This window comes from Candidatus Hydrogenedens sp., from assembly GCA_035361075.1.
Lineage (GTDB): Bacteria > Hydrogenedentota > Hydrogenedentia > Hydrogenedentales > Hydrogenedentaceae > Hydrogenedens.
The window spans coordinates 24,697-42,163 of the sequence record DAOSBX010000006.1 but is presented as its reverse complement, the minus strand read 5'-3'; the positions used below and the strand labels follow the sequence as shown (position 1 = coordinate 42,163).

Genomic DNA, 17,467 nt, shown 5'->3' with positions numbered 1-17,467 from the left:
CAATTATAAATGAAACAGAAATTGTGTTTCTCTTTCTTAATTAAGGATAAACCTGTGATGAACTTTTTTTATAGGATTTTTTACACAACCTTACTATTAGTTGTGATGCTGACAGTTTGTAGTTATTGTGAAAATAATTTACTATCCACCACAGAACAAATACCAAAAGATATTCAAAACACTATTATCACAGTCGTTGAAAAATTACAACCTGCTTTGGTTCGAATTCATGTAGTAGAAAAATATTATTCGGAAGGTAGAGAATTAAAGCAAGAAAAATTTGGTAGTGGAATTGTAATAAGTGAAGATGGATATGTTGTGACGAATCACCACGTTGCTGGAAAGGCATTTATTGCGGACTGTACATTTTCTAATTTGAAAAATTATCCAATGAAACTCATTGGCACCGATGCTTTAACTGATATATCTGTATTAAAAATAGTTACTAATGAGCCAAATCAATTCTCTTATGCATCTTTTGGGGATTCGGAACAGGTAAAAGTTGGTGACTATGTCTTGGCTATGGGCTCCCCTATGGCTTTAAGCCCATCAGTAACTGCTGGTATTGTAAGTAATAAACAGATGATACTACCTTATAAATTAGATAGCTTTGAATTCTTTTCTGAAGAAAATGAAAATGTTGGGAGTTTAGTCTGTTGGCTTGGACACAATGCAGAAATTAGTCCAGGTAGTTCTGGAGGTCCTTTGATTAATCTACGAGGGGAAATTATCGGAATTAATGAAATTAAATACGCTTTAGGTGGTGCAATTCCTTCAAACTTGGTAAAAAAAGTGGTAGAAGATATTGTAAAAAATGGCAAGGTAGAAAGGGCTTGGCTTGGTGTTGAAATCCAGCCTGTTACACAAGAAAAAATAAATCAAAAAGGTGCTTTAGTACGTTATGTATATCCAAACTCCCCAGCAGATAATGCTGGAGTAAAAGTAGGTGATATTATAGAACAGATTAGAGATATCACCGTTGATGTTCGATATATGGAACAGATACCATTGGTTAATAATATAATTTGTTCCCTTCCGTGTAATGAAAAAATACCAATTCAAATAATAAGGAATTCTGAAAAACTTGACATAGTTGTTGAACCTATCCCTTACGACTTTCCTATCACCCCTGAAAAGGAATTTCCTGAGTGGGGTTGTACTGCTAAGAATATGAATTGGTTTCTTGCATTAAAAAGGAACAGGGAGAATCAAAAAGGAATTATAATCACCTCCATTCGGATGGGCGGTGCAGTTGCACAGGCAAAACCTCCATTACAAACGGGAGATATTGTTTTACAAGTAGAGGACATGCATATTACCTGTTTAGATGAAATGGAAAGGGTAACACAACAGTTTTTAGGAGAAAAAAAGGAGAAACTACTTACTATTGTAGAACGCAAAGGAAACAGAATTTACTCAATGGTAAAAATTGGAAAAACCCAATCTGTTGAACCTATTCGTGAAGCAAGTAAACCATGGATTGGGGTAGAAACACAGGTTTTAACACGTGATATAGCGGAGAAAATGGGCATTGAGGAAGGAGGATTTATCATTACTCGTGTATTCTATCCCAAGATAAAAGAAGTAAAAGATTTAAATGTTGGGGATATTGTTAAGGAAATAGAAAATGAAAAATTGCATGCGACACGAGTAGAAGAATATGAAGAATGGAAAGAAAAGATAAGAAACTTTTCAATAGGACAAATAGTAAACCTATCTGTTATACGAAAAGGAGACCGTAAAATAATTCCAGTTCAATTAGTAAGTGAACCAATTCCGAGAGGCATGTTAGAAAAATATCAAGATGATTGGTTGGAATTTACAGTAAGAGATTTGTGTTTTTATGACTATGTAGATATGAATTTGAGTGATGACATAAAAGGTATTTATATTGAACAAGTCATTTCTGGTGGTTGGGCAAGCCTTGCTAAATTAGAGCAAGGGGATGTTATTATTGCTGTTGAGAATGAGCCTATAGATAATTTAAATACATTTAAAATAAAATTAGCAAAATTAAAAGAAAATAAATTGAATAAATTTTCGTTTCAAATTTTACGAGGGATACAAAAGTATTTTGTTGAAATTGAAATCAAATAGTAAAAGAATTCGTATTTGATAGGATAACTATGCTTGATTCTTTAAATGGTATGAATGCACTAATTACGGGGAGTGCATTGCGAATAGGTCGAGCAATTGCATTGCGATTGGCAAAAGAAGGCGTAAATCTTCTACTTCATTACAATACCTCAGAAGAAGAAGTGATAAGTCTTGCAAAAGAACTAAAAAGTTATTCCATAAAAACTGCTATACTTAAAGCCGACCTAATAAATCCCCAATCCGCAAACTCTCTCTATGAACAAACAATAAATATTTTCGGTGAAATTGATATTCTTATCAATAATGCGAGTATTTTTCCCGTTAAATTGTTTGATTCATTTTCATACCACGATCTCATCTCATCTATAAACATTCATTCATGGGCACCACTTCAATTATCTCGCCGTATGAAAAAGCAACATAAGAAAGGGGTTATAATCAATTTTTTGGATTCACGTCTATGGGATTACGATGACAAACATATATCATATTACTTAGGCAAACAACTATTACGTACCCTGACACGTATGTTAGCCATGGAATTGGCTCCCAATATTCGGGTAAATGCCATTGCTCCGGGGTTAATTTTACCGCCTCCAGGAGAAACAGAAGAATATCTTGCTCGTTTAAGTAAGACAAATCCTCTCAAAATGTATGGAAATTTATTAGATATTGAGGAGGCAGTATTATTTTTATTAAAATCGGATTTTATTACAGGGCAAGTAGTTTTTGTAGATGGTGGAAGATTTTTATTAGGGAGTATAAATGATGGAATTATATGATAAAATTCATATTCGTGACCTTCAAGTTCGTTGTATCATAGGGATTCAGCCAGAGGAACGAAGAGAGAAACAAGATATCCTGATAAATATTACCTTATTTACGAATATAGAAATGGCAGGAAAAAGTGATGATATTAATGATACATTGGACTATAAAATGGTAAAGAAAGAAATATTAAAATTTGTTGAGAACTCGTCTTTCTTTCTCATCGAAAAATTAGCGGAAGAAGTTGCAAAAATTTGTCTGTCTCATGAGAAGGTTAAAGGGGTTACCGTTACGATAGATAAACCTGGTGTTTTAAGATTTGCAAGAAGTGTCGCTGTAGAAATCACAAGGATGAAAAAATAAATAAGAAAATAATATGAATAACAATTTTGTTTATATTGGTGTCGGCTCAAATATAAACCCAGAATATAACATTCCTAAGTCATTTCAGTTATTACAAGAGTATATAACAATAAAAAACATATCACCTATATTTATAACACCTCCTTTAGGGAGTGTAAAGGAACAGCCATTATTTGCAAATTGTGTGATTGAAGCCATGTTAAAAGATGAGATATATACACCGATAGAATTTAAATTTTGTGTTCTTCGAAAAATTGAGTCTGAAATGAAAAGGATAAGGACTGAAAACAAATATAGCCCTCGTACGATTGATTTGGATATACTACTTTTCAAAGATGAAATTATTAATAACTGTGAGATTACAATTCCGGATCCGGATATTTATGATAGAAATTTTCTATTTGCTGGTTTGCTATATTTGAACCCCAGTCTTGTAATATACCCTGAAAACAAGCCTTTAATTAATATATATTACAGATATGAAATAGAACGTTTAAGAATAGATTGTCATTTTACAATTAAACTATGGAAGGAATTCTTGAATGAATATTGACAGAGTTGCTGAACTTATCCGTGAAATCCTAATTGAAATTGGTGAGAATCCGGACAGAGAAGGATTAAAGAAAACTCCTTATCGTGTTGCCAAAGCATACGAATTTCTTACCTCAGGGTATCGTAAAGATTTACAAAGCATTATTAATAATGCTATTTTTCAAGCAGAAAGTAATAACATGATTATATCGCGAGACATAGAGGTATATAGCCTATGTGAACATCATATGCTTCCTTTCTTTGGACGTTGCCATGTAGGTTATATTGCGAGAACAAAGGTTATTGGATTAAGTAAAATAGCACGTATCGTTGATCTTTATGCTCGCAGACTTCAAATTCAAGAACGATTAACTGCCCAAATAGCAAGGGCTGTTATGGACTACACACAAGCAGAAGGTGTAGGTGTTGTAATGGAATGCAAACATCTCTGTTGTATGATGCGAGGGGTTGAAAAGCAAAATTCTGTTATGACTACATCTTCCGTCTTAGGAAGTTTCCATAACGATGATATTACACGAAAAGAATTCCTTGATTTGCTACAACGCAAAATATCATAAAACTTTATTTTTTCTATTATTCTATGCTAAAATTATATTCCGTGTGGGCTTGTAGCTCAGTTGGGAGAGCGCCGCGTTCGCAATGCGGAGGTCAGGGGTTCGATCCCCCTCAGGTCCACCATTTTTTTATTAAATTAATTGTTAGTAGATTATTAAAAAGTCTTCTCATCTCTTTCTACAAATCATTAATGTAATTTTGGCTTTTTTATACTTTATGTTTTAGTTTTTTTAAGAGATACTTATTTTGGATTTTTTACTTGAGTATAAACTTAAGTTGTTCTAATACTCCGATGACCTAAAAGTTCCTGCATATATCTCTAATAAATGCATCGCAAAACTGTGTCTTAATGAATGAGGAGTTTTCAATATTTCACGGTAGAAAAATTTTATTACATTTAAATAAAGATTGACCGTTTGCGGGGAATAATTTTTGTCTTGTTTATCCAATAAAAATTGTTTTATTTTCTCTTCATCTATTTTTTCTAAATTATAATTTTTAAAATCAAAATATTCTCTTAAGCAACCGAAATAGGACTTTATAGTTTTGAGACTGTAATTCCTTAATTTTAATTCCCGTTTTGTTTCTTCCAAATATTCTTGCATAATTAATAAAAATTAATAAAGTATAAGTAAGAAGTAATGACCATTAATAATTCTTTTGATAGTTATAATCATAAATTGTATGATATGTAATAAAAAGGCGATATTATACAAATAATTCGTATAGAAATAAGTTATACGCCATCGCTTATAATAAGGAAGTAAAAAAATGGAAAATTTAGAGTTCAATAAAATATATAATATGGATTGTATTGAAGGAATGAAATACATTTCGGACAATACAATAGACCTTGTTATTACAGATCCTCCCTTTGCTATCGATTTTAAGGCAAAAAGAAATAATTATCACAGAACACAATCTCGGGTTTTAGAAGGATATAATGAAATACCAAAAGAAGAATACTATGATTTCACACATAAATGGATGCGGGAAGTTTACAGGGTTCTTAAAGATTCTGGTAGTATGTATGTTTTTTCAGGATGGAATAATCTAAAGGATATTTTGATAGTACTTGATGAAATTGGTTTTATTACAGTTAATCATATTATTTGGAAATATCAATTCGGTGTGGTAACGAAAAGAAAATTTGTAACTTCTCATTATCATTGCCTCTATGTCTGTAAAAATGATGAAAAGAGGAAATTTTTTCCTTATTCTAGATATGGAAAAGAAGAAAATGACAATGATGGTAGCAGTTTACATTATATGGATAAAGAAGATGTCTGGATAATCAAAAGGGAATATTGGACTGGTGACCAAAAAACTCCTACAAAATTACCAGCAGAATTAATTAAGAAGATACTAATGTATTCAAGCGAAGCAGGAGATATTGTTTTAGACCCCTTCTTGGGCTCTGGACAGGTGGCAATTGTCAGTAAAATGATGAAAAGGCAGTATATTGGATTTGAAATCGTAAAAGAATATTACAAATTTGCTAAAAAGAGATTAGATGAAAATATATATAGGATTAAAGAGATAAACGAAGGAATTAAAAACCAAACATTATTAATGCTATTTGATACGGAGAAGAGGAAATGACTTTTTTAAAAACCGCTGAACAAATTGGGGAAAAATTAAGTATGATTCCTAAGATATGGGATGGTAAAAAATCAATTTTGGAGATGAAAAATGCAGGCTATACACACTGGAAGCAAATGGAATGGATTGGATTTTATTTTCAATTTCTGTGTGAAAAATATTTATCAGATTTTATGAAACAAATACCTGGACCAAAATATGGAAATGTAAGATTTGATGGTTTTAAAGATATACCTTGGGATTTCAAAGCACATGCTATGAATACAAGCATCCACCAAATTATTGTTAACGATAGCGAAGCAATTGCAAACGGAATAAAAGATTATGGTGCAGTTGGTTTAATTCTTGCTGTTGGAAAAGTTCTTTACAATGATGAAAATAGAACATTTCAAAAGTGGCACGAAGCATTGAAAGGTGGATTATCGGAATATTCAATTGAAAGAATGAAAAGAGGTGCATGGTCAAGATTACGAAAGGTTTCTTTTGAGTTACATCAAATTTCTTTCATCAAAATAACGGATGATACATTGGTTAAATGTGGTTCATTTCAAAGAAATTTTAGAAATGCAAATGGTTCGCCAAGAAGAGAAAAAGTTTTATTAGACCTTGAAAAAATTGATGAGGAGCTGGTCTACTTTATTGAATTCTGAGCTACAGCATATAACAAAGTATAAAAGTTTCATGCCTTACAGTCTTGATCTAACTTATTTCAGCAAATTCCCATTTTTATTATTCCCTTTCTTTTTTCCTACACTTATCATGGTCTTTTTTCCTGATTGAACTCTTGAACAAAAACCTTTTGATAAATAAAATGAGTGTGCCTCTAAATAAAATAGGATAAATAAGACAGATGGATTGATAGGAAAAATGTGGTAACAAATCAAAAAAGATTTAAACATTACATTTTGGTTTACAATAACAAAAATCAATACAAAAACATTTAAATTTGAAAATTTGGGGCTTGTATTTTTTTAGTAAGAAAATACAGTTCTCTATATTTTTTTCTAATATAAGTTTTCTCAATTTTTAAGAAGTCTAAAATCTATAAAACAGATAATTAAAAAAGTTGTTTTTTTGTTTCACTAAGTTACTTTTTTATGATAGAATTAATTTAGAAGTTAGTTATATAGCAATCAGGCTTATGGCTTGAGAAAAATCGCAATTGAAACGGTTATGTTGCTTTAGAAAATACAAAAATAAAAATAGAATAGATAGGAGAGTAAACATGAAAAAAAGATATGTTCCTTTTAATATGATATTTATTGCACTTATGATTTTTGTAGTGAGCCTTCATATAAAGGCATACCCACAATGTTTTCAAGACCAATATGATATAGATTTTATATTTAATACATTAGACAGTGCTCTGGCAGATTTTTTGCCTACCTGGTATGATTACATTGATGAATATGGGCAACCACAACCCGGAGCATGGAGACAGGTTCAGTGTCAGACAAGTCCTTATTTTTCCAATGCAGATAACGATTGTAACGGTATAAACGATAATGACCATTTTGATATGTTAGGTGCTGTCTTAAATGGAGATATGTCCCGTGTATTAGGAAATCTTAATGCTAACGAAATGCAAACAATACGAAACGATTTTAATTACAACAAAGCAGTAGTAGAATCATTACAAATTACTATTCGGAACGTACAGGTGAAAGCTTATGGATTAACGGGTAGTACTACCATAACAACAGGAGATAAAGATGTTTGTGTAAAATTAGGTATAACAACGTTATGTGTGAGTCAATTTGTAGATGATTTTGAAGGTGTTCCGACTCTCTGGCAGTTATTGGAAGAGCAAAGTCCACTATTTAAAAATGCTATGGTAAATTTAATTGCAGGATATATGACTGTGGGTGAAGCCACGGGAATAGACCATTTAAAGAGTGTTTTTCGAGTCATTATTTATACAGTATTACGTGATGTTTTGCCGAGTATTTTGGGTGAATTAAAAACAGATGATATAGAAGTAACTGTTGACGCAAACGGAACTCAGATTACTATTAAAATTTATGGTTCAGAAATTGACCGAACAGTTGAAGAATTCGTTGGTAATTTTAATTGTTCAAAATTCCGTTGCCATCCTGAATTATTAGCATCCACAGGCAATTTAAACCATGATGAAAGAAACAACTACAACTCTTACACTTTAGCTGGTGGAAATCGTCAGGCATGGATGGTCAACGAATCTATTCAAAATCCACCTTTACAAATAACTGCTCAACCTGAATCACAAACAGTTACTTCCGGAACACCAGTTACTTTCTCTATTGACCAGGTAGGTGGAGAAAATAATGGCATCCCTCAAATATATAAATGGGAAGAAATAAAAATAGATGACTTTTCGCCTATTGGAAGTCCTGTTTATTCAGAAGACTTAACGATTGCTTATCCCCTACCTACAACTAAACCACGTTACTTTACGGTAACAATATGTGATAGTCTCTGGACACGACGCTCAGCTCCTGCAAAATTAGAAGTGCAATACACACCTTTGGAGATTACAGAACAACCTGTTGGTGCACAAAACCTTGTTCCCGGAGAAGACAGTCACACCATGTCCATTGATGTTCGTGGAGGTAATAACCTTCCTACTTACCAATGGCAAAAGTGGGACGGTGCAAATTGGGTAGATTTATCAGGTAAAACACAAAAAACAATATCATTTAACCCTATTCAGTTATCGGATGGTGGTTCATATCGCTGTGTTGTTACCAGTGGTTCAGAGCAAGTTGCTTCAAACGAAGTAGAAATAACCATATTAAATCGTATCCGTTTTGAGCAACCATTGCAGGGAGGTGGTGTCTATATTGGTGAATCATTTACTTTTGTTCCTGTGATTGCAGGAGAACCCAATGGGACTCTTCATTATTTATGGAAATTTAATGGCGAAGTCATTGAAGGTGCGGAAGAGGATACATTAACAATAGAAAATGCTCAATTGGAAAATATGGGTTATTACACATGTGTAATTTATGATGATGTATATAACATTACATCAACCCCAGCCTTCCTGGAAGTTGCGGAACACATGCAAATTATTCAACAACCCGAGTCAGGCAATGGTATCCTCGGTTATGATTTTACATTTACAATAGGAGTATCCGGAGGGTTAGGCGGGGTACACTATCAATGGGTACGTGATGGAGAATTCGTCGGACCTGATTCTCCTACATTTTCATTGTATCCATTACAAGAAACCGACGCAGGAAATTATTGGTGTATTGTAACCGATGCACGCGAAATGCTTACTTCAGAACAAGCAACATTACAAGTTTTCCCGCCATTTAATTTTGATATTCAGCCTCAGGGAGCCTTAAAACATACAGGTGAGAGTCATACCTTTGAAGTGGCGATATCAGGTGGCTATCCACCATATAGATACCAATGGAGAAAAAATGGTGTAGATATCCCATATACTGATTCTGTCTTAGTTTTAGAGAACTTACAACCCTCTGATTCTGGGATCTATACCTGTTTTGTTTCTGACCAAAACGCAGGTGCAACAAGTGCTCCTGCTGTTTTACAAGTTGCTAATTGGATGTCGTTTATTCAACATCCTCAATCTGCAACTGTTTATAAGGGAACAACACATACATTCTCTGTAGTGATTGATGGTGGTTTAGGAAATGTTGAATACCGATGGTACAAGAGATTAGCAGGTGGTATCAATATCAACTTAGGTGTGAACTCTCCACAATTAGTTCTCTCCAATGTTCAAACAGACACAGCAGGCAATTATTTCTGTGAAGTTCAGGATAACTTCGAAACTATCACATCAAATATAGCGACCCTTACAGTTGTGGATGCTTTAACCTTTACTCAAAACCCAACAGATACCTATCTCTTTGCAGGCGGAGATTTGTTATTTGAAGTTAAAACTGCAGGTGGCATGGGTACAATTACATATCAATGGTATAAGGATAGTGTTCCTATCGGCTCATCATCCAATATTCTAAGTATTCCTGATGTAACATATAACACTGCGGGTCAATATTGGTGTGAAGCAACCGATTTAGTGAAAACTACAAAATCAGCCGTTGCAAATCTTTACGTGTTACGACCTATCCCAGCAGATGGATTTTTCGTTATTGCAAATCCTATGACTGGTTTTCAGGTTGTTCCTCAAGTATCCACTGTGGCATTTGGACAAGTTTTTGGTATTTTACAACCCGTGCCTGATAGTGATGATTATACTATATCTTTATCAGGTACTCATTCCGTTGTTAACCCCACAGGAATGACGATAAATAAAGGATTTCCAGGGGTTAATGGTCCTGTCGTGTTTAATGTGGGCAATCCTCCTAATTTGTCGTTTTATTCAGTGATACCAAATAGCAAAGCGGCTGAAATAGCGATGGGAATGTATTATTTCATTATTTATTCACAGAGCTATCCAGATGGGGAAATTCGTGGACAATTGCAATTAATGACAAATCAATGGAAATTAACTATATTCGTTAGCGGTTCTGGAACAACAGACCCATCTCCAGGGACATATCCGTTTTGGCATGAAGAGCGAGTAACATTAAAGGCTACCCCTTCTCAAGGGTGGGCTTTCCAAGGTTGGTCTGGTGATGTTGACACAAAAGATATAACCTCACCAACAATTGAAATTAACATGACCAAAAACAGAAACATCACAGCCAACTTCGTTCAAGTTATTCCAGAAGGAGAAGGCGTGGTAGAGGGTTCACCTGATGGCATTTTAGAAGGTGAAGGTATTATCGAAGGTTCACCAGAAGGGACACCAGAAGGTGAAGGAACCATTGAAGGTGTGCCTGAAGGTTCACAAGAAGGTGAAGGCGTTGTCGAAGGCTCACCAGAAGGGACACCAGAAGGTGAAGGGACCATTGAAGGTGTTCCTGAAGGTTCACAAGAAGGTGAAGGTGTTGTCGAAGGCTCATCTGAAGGAATTCCTGAAGGTGAGGGAACTGCTGAGGGAGTCCCAGAAGGCACAACAGAAGGTGAAATACCAGCACAGCATTCCGCCGACCAGAATGGAAATAATAAAATTGATTTGGGTGAATTGCTCAGAGTGATTCAGTTCTTTAACTCTAATGGTTATCGCTGTGTAGTACCACCTGAAACATCTGAAGATGGTTATGTTCCTGGTTTTGATGGTGATAAATCATGCAGACCTCATGGTAGTGACTATAACCCACAAGATTGGACTATCAACCTGTCAGAATTATTGCGATTAATACAGTTCTTCAATGCTGGTGGTTATTATTTATGTCCTGGTATAGGTGAAGATAATTATTGTGTAGGTACAACGTAAGTTAAAGTAAATAAATAATAAAAGCGGTAGAATGTAAAAACTACCGCTTTTTTATTTTTAAACTACTTATCATTTTCCTGTCTTAATCCATACTTTTCCGCTTTGTATCGCACTTGATCACGGGTAATATTCAATAAAGCCCCTGCCCGTGTAAGATTCCAATTGGTTCGTTCCAACGCTTGTCGTATTAACGATTTTTCCACTTCCTCCAGAGAACAGCCTGACGGAGGTAGTTGAGCAATGTCATCGCTTGTAGTTTTAACTCCTCCAAAACTGACTCTTCCTAAAATAATTTCATCACTTTGAATTATCTCATCCTTTCCCAATAGAACAGCCCGTTCAATTACATTTCTGAGTTCCCGCACATTTCCAGGCCAATGATAAGAAAGTAATTTATTTATTGCTTCTTTAGAAAATCCCTTACGTTTTCTTTTGAACTCTTTATTGAATAATTCTAAAAAATGTTCTGCAAGTAATGGAATATCTTCGTATCTTTCTCTAAGTGGTGGCAATACAATAGGCACAACATTGAGCCTGTAATACAAATCTTCACGAAATGTCCCATTTTGCACCATTTCCTCAAGGTTTTTATTCGTTGCAACGATAACACGGACATCCACATAAATATCTGTGGTTCCACCTATTCTTTTAAAGGCTTTTTCTTCAAGTATACGTAGGATTTTTGACTGGATAGATAGTGGTATATCCCCTATTTCGTCCATGAATACAGTTCCATTATTTGCTAATTCAAATAAACCTTTCTTTGTATGGTCAGCACCTGTGAAAGCACCTCGTTCATATCCAAAAAGTTCTGACTCTAATAGAGTTTCAGGCAAGGCTGTGCAAGTTATATTCATAAACGGGTATATAGCCCTTTCTGATTCATAATGAATAACTCGTGCAGCAATATCCTTCCCTGTACCACTTTCTCCTAAAAGTAAAATTGTTGTACTTGGAGACTCTGCAACCTTTTTTAAAATATGTTTTATCTCACAAATCTTTGGGCTTTTACCGATAATATGGTCAAGATTAAAAATTCTTTTATTCTGTTGTAATCCAGCTTGAATAGAATTCCTTAAATGAGATTGTTCTATTGCCCGCTGAATTCTAAGTATAAGTTCATCAATCTCAAAAGGCTTACTAATATAATCATAAGCACCATTTTTCATCGCTTCCACAGCATTAGATACACTTGAATATGCAGTGATCATTATAATAGGAACGCCAGGTTGCGTGTTTCCTATATATTTTAGGATATCCATTCCATCCCCATCCGGAAGCCTCAAATCAACTATAGCAAGGTCTAACATCTTTTTATGTATTATTTGTTTAGCTTCCGCAACATTCCCTGCTTCTTCTGTTATAAAACCTAAGTGATTAAGTTTTTCAATAATATTCCATCGAATTAATCTTTCATCATCCACAACAAGTATTCTACCAGGCATAATTCTATCCTTCTTCTATTGGTAGTATAATTGAAACACAGGTACCAATATCTTTTTTACTTCGTATCTGTATTCTACCGCCATGACTTTCAATAATTTTCTTTGTTATCGTTAAACCTAAACCGGTTCCTTGTGCTTTTGTAGTAAAAAAGGGCGTCCCAACTTTATTTAAATATGTTTCATCTATACCTATACCATTGTCATTTATTTCTATATATTGCAACCCATCTTGTTCATACAACTGAACGGATATTATTCCTTTTTCTTTTATTGATTCTATACTATTTTTTAAAATGTTCCATACTGCATTTGGAAAGAGATTTATGTCAATCCATGCAAAAATATTTCCATCCACCCTGAGCTCAATATCTTTTTCTTGATAGATTAGACATTTTTTATATTGTTCTTCAATAACGTCTTTAAGAGATACTCTAATCTTATTTATTTTATATTTTTTTGTAAATTCTAATAGTTTTTTTAATGTTTCCTCCAATCGAAATATTGAAATATATAATTCGTTTACTATTTTTTCCCTATTTTTTATATTTTTTTCTTCTTGCATCAGACGAAACCCACTTTGAATTGCAGAAATCATATTCCGAAGTTCATGTGCTAAACTTGCACTTGCTTCTCCTAATATAGCCAACTGTCTCTGCTCGTTATATTTTTCCTGTATTTCTCTAAGCACCGTAATATCCCAAATAACGCCAATGTAAAATTCTTTTCCATTTCGTTTGTTCTTTTGAAAATAAATATGTAAATATTTTTTTTCATTATTGATTGTATATAAAATATCTTCGACTTCATAATATCCCAACTCCTCTGAATTGATTTTTATTCGTTCAATAAAATCAAGAATACTTTTTAATGGAAAGACATTACAGATATTTTTTCCCTCTATATCTTTAGAATTTATCTCCATTATTTTTTCTATTGCTGAATTGACTGTTTTGATAATTCCATTGTTATCCATTTCAAGAATCACACAGGGAATAGCATTAATTATAAATTTTAGATATTCTTCTCTTTCTGCAATTTCTATTAATAATTTTGATTTCTCTTCTAATAGTTTATTTATTCTATATGCCATACGGTTAAAATGAACAATAAGCAGAGCGATTTCATCATTTTTTTCAATATTAGGTAAGAATGTAATGGATTCTCGGTATATTGAATTTCTAATATTTTGTGTCAAATCCTGTATAGGTACAATTATCTGCTTTTTTATTGCCCACCAAAGTGCAACAATTCCAACAACTATTACAAGGATAAACCCCATTATCCCTTGAAATCGCATATTTTCACTTGCAGATAATATGTTTTGAAGATGTATTAACTGTATTAAAAGAATAGGATTTCCATTTATATCATTAATAATATCCCATAAAAATAATTTGCCATCTTTACTTTCATGAATAAAAATTGTTTTTTTTTCATTAATAATATAACTTGATGCATCTATAATAAGTCTGTCTTTTTCTATATATGGATAAACAGAAACCTCCAACATAGTTTGACTTTTAATGTTTTCCCAATATTTATCATTCAATAATCTTCCCATTATAAATATTCCCCGGGGTTCCCCTTCTACCTTGCTATTTAATATCTTATTTGCAGACACTGCTACATTTCCATAATTGGTAAAGATAATCCCATATTTACCTGCTTTTGTATTATCAAAAGAAAGTAAAGGATGAGTCAATGCTAATTTTGATATAGAAAATTCTACAGGCAATTCTTCATATTGTTTTTTTTCAAGATTATACCACTCTCCAAAGACGACCTCTCCTTGAGTATTTAGTATCAAAATCATATTAATGTTGTTTTCTTCGAATGTTTGTGGCAGGAGGTTTATTTTTTTATAGGTCTCATTTTTATTTATTACAAATTCGTAAGTATCATCCCACCATGCATAGTCCGCACAAGTTCGATTTAAATATAAAAGTTCTTTTTCTATTGTTTTATTAAATCGTTCTAATTCTTCCGTGGCTAATTTTCTTTCAAATTGTGTTAAAGTCGGTTTTATAACCCTGTTATATATAAATATATAACCCATTAATAAAAACAGCCAAAAGACAAGTAAGAGAATAACTATTTTGCTTGTTAATTTCATGTGATTCTAATTCTTATGGTTCAAATGTTTCTTTAAAAATATTATAAATTTCCTTTTTAGAAAATGCTCCATGTTGATTCCTGAAACGATATGAGTCAGAATACAACTGTTCTGAAAAGATCTGCAGTTGGTTATCTGGAACTCCCCAGGAACTTGATTTACATGAAAAATTTATATCTTTGAAGAATCTCAAAAGAGCCTTTTTTATAGATATTTCTGGATGTTCTTTACAATATTCTTCACCCAAAAATTCTATGACAAATCTTAATTTTTCAGGGAAAAATATTATGTTTCTTTTGAACATCGGAATTAAGAACAGTGCATTCGCAATTCCATGGGGAACGTTATAGTTTAAGGTATAGTAATAACCGAGTGCGTGAACTAATGTAGTTCCTGTCTGGGCGATAACAATTCCTGATAACAAAGAGGCAAACAAAAGCCAATATCTTGCAGTGATATTATCTGGTTCTCTTAATGCTACGGGTAGCCACTCTATTATCTTTTTACAAGATTCTATTGCGATACAATCACTTATTGGGGTTGCTTTCTTTGAAACAATCCCCTCTAATGATTGGCTTAACGCATCAAGTGCGGTAGAGAGTGTAACGTCTCTTGATAAAGTTAAGGTAAGACTTGGGTCTAACAAAGCAATTTTGGGAAAGAGTCTTTTGTCAGCAATCGTTTGTTTTGTCACATTTTTTTCATTTGTTATTACCGCATAAGGTGTTACTTCACTCCCAGTGCCAGCAGTTGTAGGAATTGCTAAAATTGGTAGAGGAGATTGTTTAAACAAATCTCTACCAAAATATTGTTCACAAGGTCCTTCATTGGTTGCTAATCCTGCCACAGCTTTACCGACATCTATTGGACTACCTCCACCAACTGCAATGATCCAATCACAGTTTTTGGCAATGCAATATTCTCGGGCTTTTTCACATGTGTCTATGGAAGGATTCTCTTCAACATTATCAAATACCACTGCATTTGAATAATAAGTAAGTAATGATGCTAATGCACCATTTATCTTTGAACTCTTTTTCCCTGTTACTATTAATGGTTTTTTTCCTAATTTAATGTTTTGTGAAGAGATATTTTTAACACTTCCAATATCGAATATTAGTTCTGCAGGCATATAATATTGAAATTTCTCTATGATTGAAGGAATAAAAGTCATAACTACTCCCCTATTACTTTTATTATCAATCTTTTCCGTCTTTGTCCGTCAAACTCAGCATAGTAAATTTGTTGCCAAGGACCGAGGTCTAACTTACCATTTGTTACTGGTACTATGACCTCATGATGTATTAATAAACTTTTTAAGTGTGCATCTCCATTCGTTTCTCCAGTGGCATGATGTCTATAATCTCTTTTAAACGGAGCCAATTGCTCAAGCCATTCATCAATGTCTTGTATTAAGCCATCTTCTGCATCATTAACATAAACACCAGCAGTTATATGCATAGCCGATACAAGAACCATTCCTTCTTGAATTTGACTTTTTCGTAGTGTCTCTTCTACCTTATCTGTAATGTTAATATATTCCCTATGTTTTTCGGTGCAAAAATGCAAATATTCAGTATAACTTTTCATACTTTACTCCTTGTTAAGATTATATGAAGATATTTTACCAAAACCTAAAATATATTTGAGATTTACATATCTTTGGAATTACCATATATCATCGTAATTTCACTTCTTAGTACAACTTCTCTTTACAAAGGTTTGTGTGTCTCAATTGCTTTTTGATATAATTAATATTATCTAAAAAGTGTTCTTATCATTATTTTTATTCTCCTCTTTTAATAATAGGTTCATTATTTTCTATGGATAAATACAAGGTAGCAATAGTTGGTTGTGGAAACATTGGAGCGGATATATGTATCGCATTGCAAAAAGGAACTATACCCGCTGAGATTGTTGCTCTTCATGATATAGATGAATCGAAGGCACAAGTATTAAACAGAACATTCCACTTAAATGCAGTTATCTGCGGATTAGAGGAAGCGGTTTCGTTAGCAGATTTTGTTATTGAATCTGCTGTTTCGTCTGCCGTTGAAGATGTTATTCGTGCTTGCATTAAATATAGAAGAGATTGTCTAATTATGAGTTTAAGTGGATTACTAAACAATTTAGAACTTATTGAAGAAGCCAAAAAGAACTTCGTCAGAATTAAAATTCCTTCTGGTGCTGTATGTGGACTTGATGGTATCAGAAGTGCTATGGAGGCAGGACTCCACCGTGTAATGTTAACAACACGAAAGTCACCACAAGCATTAATGGGGGCACCATATTTAATAAAAAACAATATCGACTTGTCAAACATTACAGAGCCTATGACAGTTTTTGAAGGGAATGCATTAGAGGCGGCACAATATTTCCCAGCCAACATTAACGTTGCATGTGCCTTGAGTCTATATGGAATAGGACCCAAAGAGACAAAGGTACGAATTGTTGCCGACCCCACTATTACAGAAAATATCCATGAAATTTATGCAGAAGGAGCATTTGGTAGATTACAAACAACGACCGTCAACCTACCATCACCAAGGAATATCAAAAGTAGTTATCTTGCATCTTTGTCTGCAATTGCTGAATTAAGAGCAATGGCGGAAGATTATGTAGTTCATTGCTTATATTGTCCCCAACGAAAAGAGGAAAATACATAATCACTTTTGATATAAT

13 protein-coding genes and 1 tRNA gene are annotated in these 17,467 nt (G+C 33.4%); 10 read left to right on the top strand and 4 right to left on the bottom strand.

Going from position 1 to position 17,467, the window contains the following annotated elements:
• The first annotated feature begins 57 nt into the window (after positions 1 to 57).
• The 9 genes from PLJ10_03095 (at position 58) to PLJ10_03055 (ending at position 11,227) form a co-directional block, all read left to right on the top strand.
• Positions 58 to 2,097: a PDZ domain-containing protein gene (locus tag PLJ10_03095; protein HOK08626.1), complete on the top strand. Its 2,040-nt coding sequence runs from the start codon at positions 58 to 60 to the stop codon at positions 2,095 to 2,097.
• Between the two features lie 29 nt (positions 2,098 to 2,126).
• Positions 2,127 to 2,879: an SDR family oxidoreductase gene (locus PLJ10_03090; GenBank protein ID HOK08625.1), complete on the top strand. Its 753-nt coding sequence runs from the start codon at positions 2,127 to 2,129 to the stop codon at positions 2,877 to 2,879.
• Positions 2,866 to 3,228 (top strand): dihydroneopterin aldolase, encoded by a 363-nt coding sequence (gene folB / locus PLJ10_03085; protein HOK08624.1) that lies wholly within the window; start codon positions 2,866 to 2,868, stop codon positions 3,226 to 3,228. The genes PLJ10_03090 and folB overlap by 14 nt, the downstream gene beginning before the upstream one ends.
• A gap of 13 nt (positions 3,229 to 3,241) precedes the next feature.
• Positions 3,242 to 3,781 (top strand): 2-amino-4-hydroxy-6-hydroxymethyldihydropteridine diphosphokinase, encoded by a 540-nt coding sequence (gene folK, locus PLJ10_03080; GenBank protein HOK08623.1) that lies wholly within the window; start codon positions 3,242 to 3,244, stop codon positions 3,779 to 3,781.
• Positions 3,771 to 4,337, top strand: coding sequence for a GTP cyclohydrolase I FolE (gene folE, locus PLJ10_03075; protein HOK08622.1), 567 nt, complete (start codon positions 3,771 to 3,773; stop codon positions 4,335 to 4,337). Before folK ends, folE begins: the two co-directional genes overlap by 11 nt.
• A gap of 45 nt (positions 4,338 to 4,382) precedes the next feature.
• Positions 4,383 to 4,458, top strand: a tRNA-Ala gene (locus PLJ10_03070).
• Between the two features lie 648 nt (positions 4,459 to 5,106).
• Positions 5,107 to 5,937 (top strand): site-specific DNA-methyltransferase, encoded by an 831-nt coding sequence (locus PLJ10_03065; protein HOK08621.1) that lies wholly within the window; start codon positions 5,107 to 5,109, stop codon positions 5,935 to 5,937.
• Entirely contained in the window at positions 5,934 to 6,587 is a 654-nt protein-coding gene (locus PLJ10_03060; GenBank protein HOK08620.1) for a hypothetical protein, read from the top strand. The genes PLJ10_03065 and PLJ10_03060 overlap by 4 nt, the downstream gene beginning before the upstream one ends.
• 575 nt (positions 6,588 to 7,162) lie before the next feature.
• Positions 7,163 to 11,227: an immunoglobulin domain-containing protein gene (locus PLJ10_03055; protein HOK08619.1), complete on the top strand. Its 4,065-nt coding sequence runs from the start codon at positions 7,163 to 7,165 to the stop codon at positions 11,225 to 11,227.
• A 62-nt stretch (positions 11,228 to 11,289) separates the two neighbouring features.
• On the opposite strand, the gene PLJ10_03050 is transcribed toward PLJ10_03055, so the two are convergent.
• Genes PLJ10_03050 through PLJ10_03035 form a run of 4 tightly spaced genes read right to left on the bottom strand, consistent with a single transcriptional unit; the run spans position 11,290 to position 16,375 of the window.
• Positions 11,290 to 12,672, bottom strand: a complete 1,383-nt coding sequence (locus PLJ10_03050; GenBank protein ID HOK08618.1) for a sigma-54 dependent transcriptional regulator — start codon at positions 12,670 to 12,672, stop codon at positions 11,290 to 11,292.
• Positions 12,673 to 12,676: 4 nt separating this feature from the next.
• Positions 12,677 to 14,785, bottom strand: a complete 2,109-nt coding sequence (locus PLJ10_03045; protein HOK08617.1) for a CHASE4 domain-containing protein — start codon at positions 14,783 to 14,785, stop codon at positions 12,677 to 12,679.
• A gap of 13 nt (positions 14,786 to 14,798) precedes the next feature.
• Complete coding sequence (locus PLJ10_03040) at positions 14,799 to 15,959, bottom strand: iron-containing alcohol dehydrogenase (protein ID HOK08616.1); 1,161 nt, start codon at positions 15,957 to 15,959, stop codon at positions 14,799 to 14,801.
• 2 nt (positions 15,960 to 15,961) lie between these two features.
• Complete coding sequence (locus tag PLJ10_03035) at positions 15,962 to 16,375, bottom strand: secondary thiamine-phosphate synthase enzyme YjbQ (GenBank protein HOK08615.1); 414 nt, start codon at positions 16,373 to 16,375, stop codon at positions 15,962 to 15,964.
• Between the two features lie 233 nt (positions 16,376 to 16,608).
• Here PLJ10_03035 and PLJ10_03030 point away from each other — a divergent pair, with 233 nt between their 5' ends.
• Positions 16,609 to 17,451, top strand: coding sequence for an aspartate dehydrogenase (locus tag PLJ10_03030; protein HOK08614.1), 843 nt, complete (start codon positions 16,609 to 16,611; stop codon positions 17,449 to 17,451).
• Positions 17,452 to 17,467 lie beyond the last annotated feature (16 nt).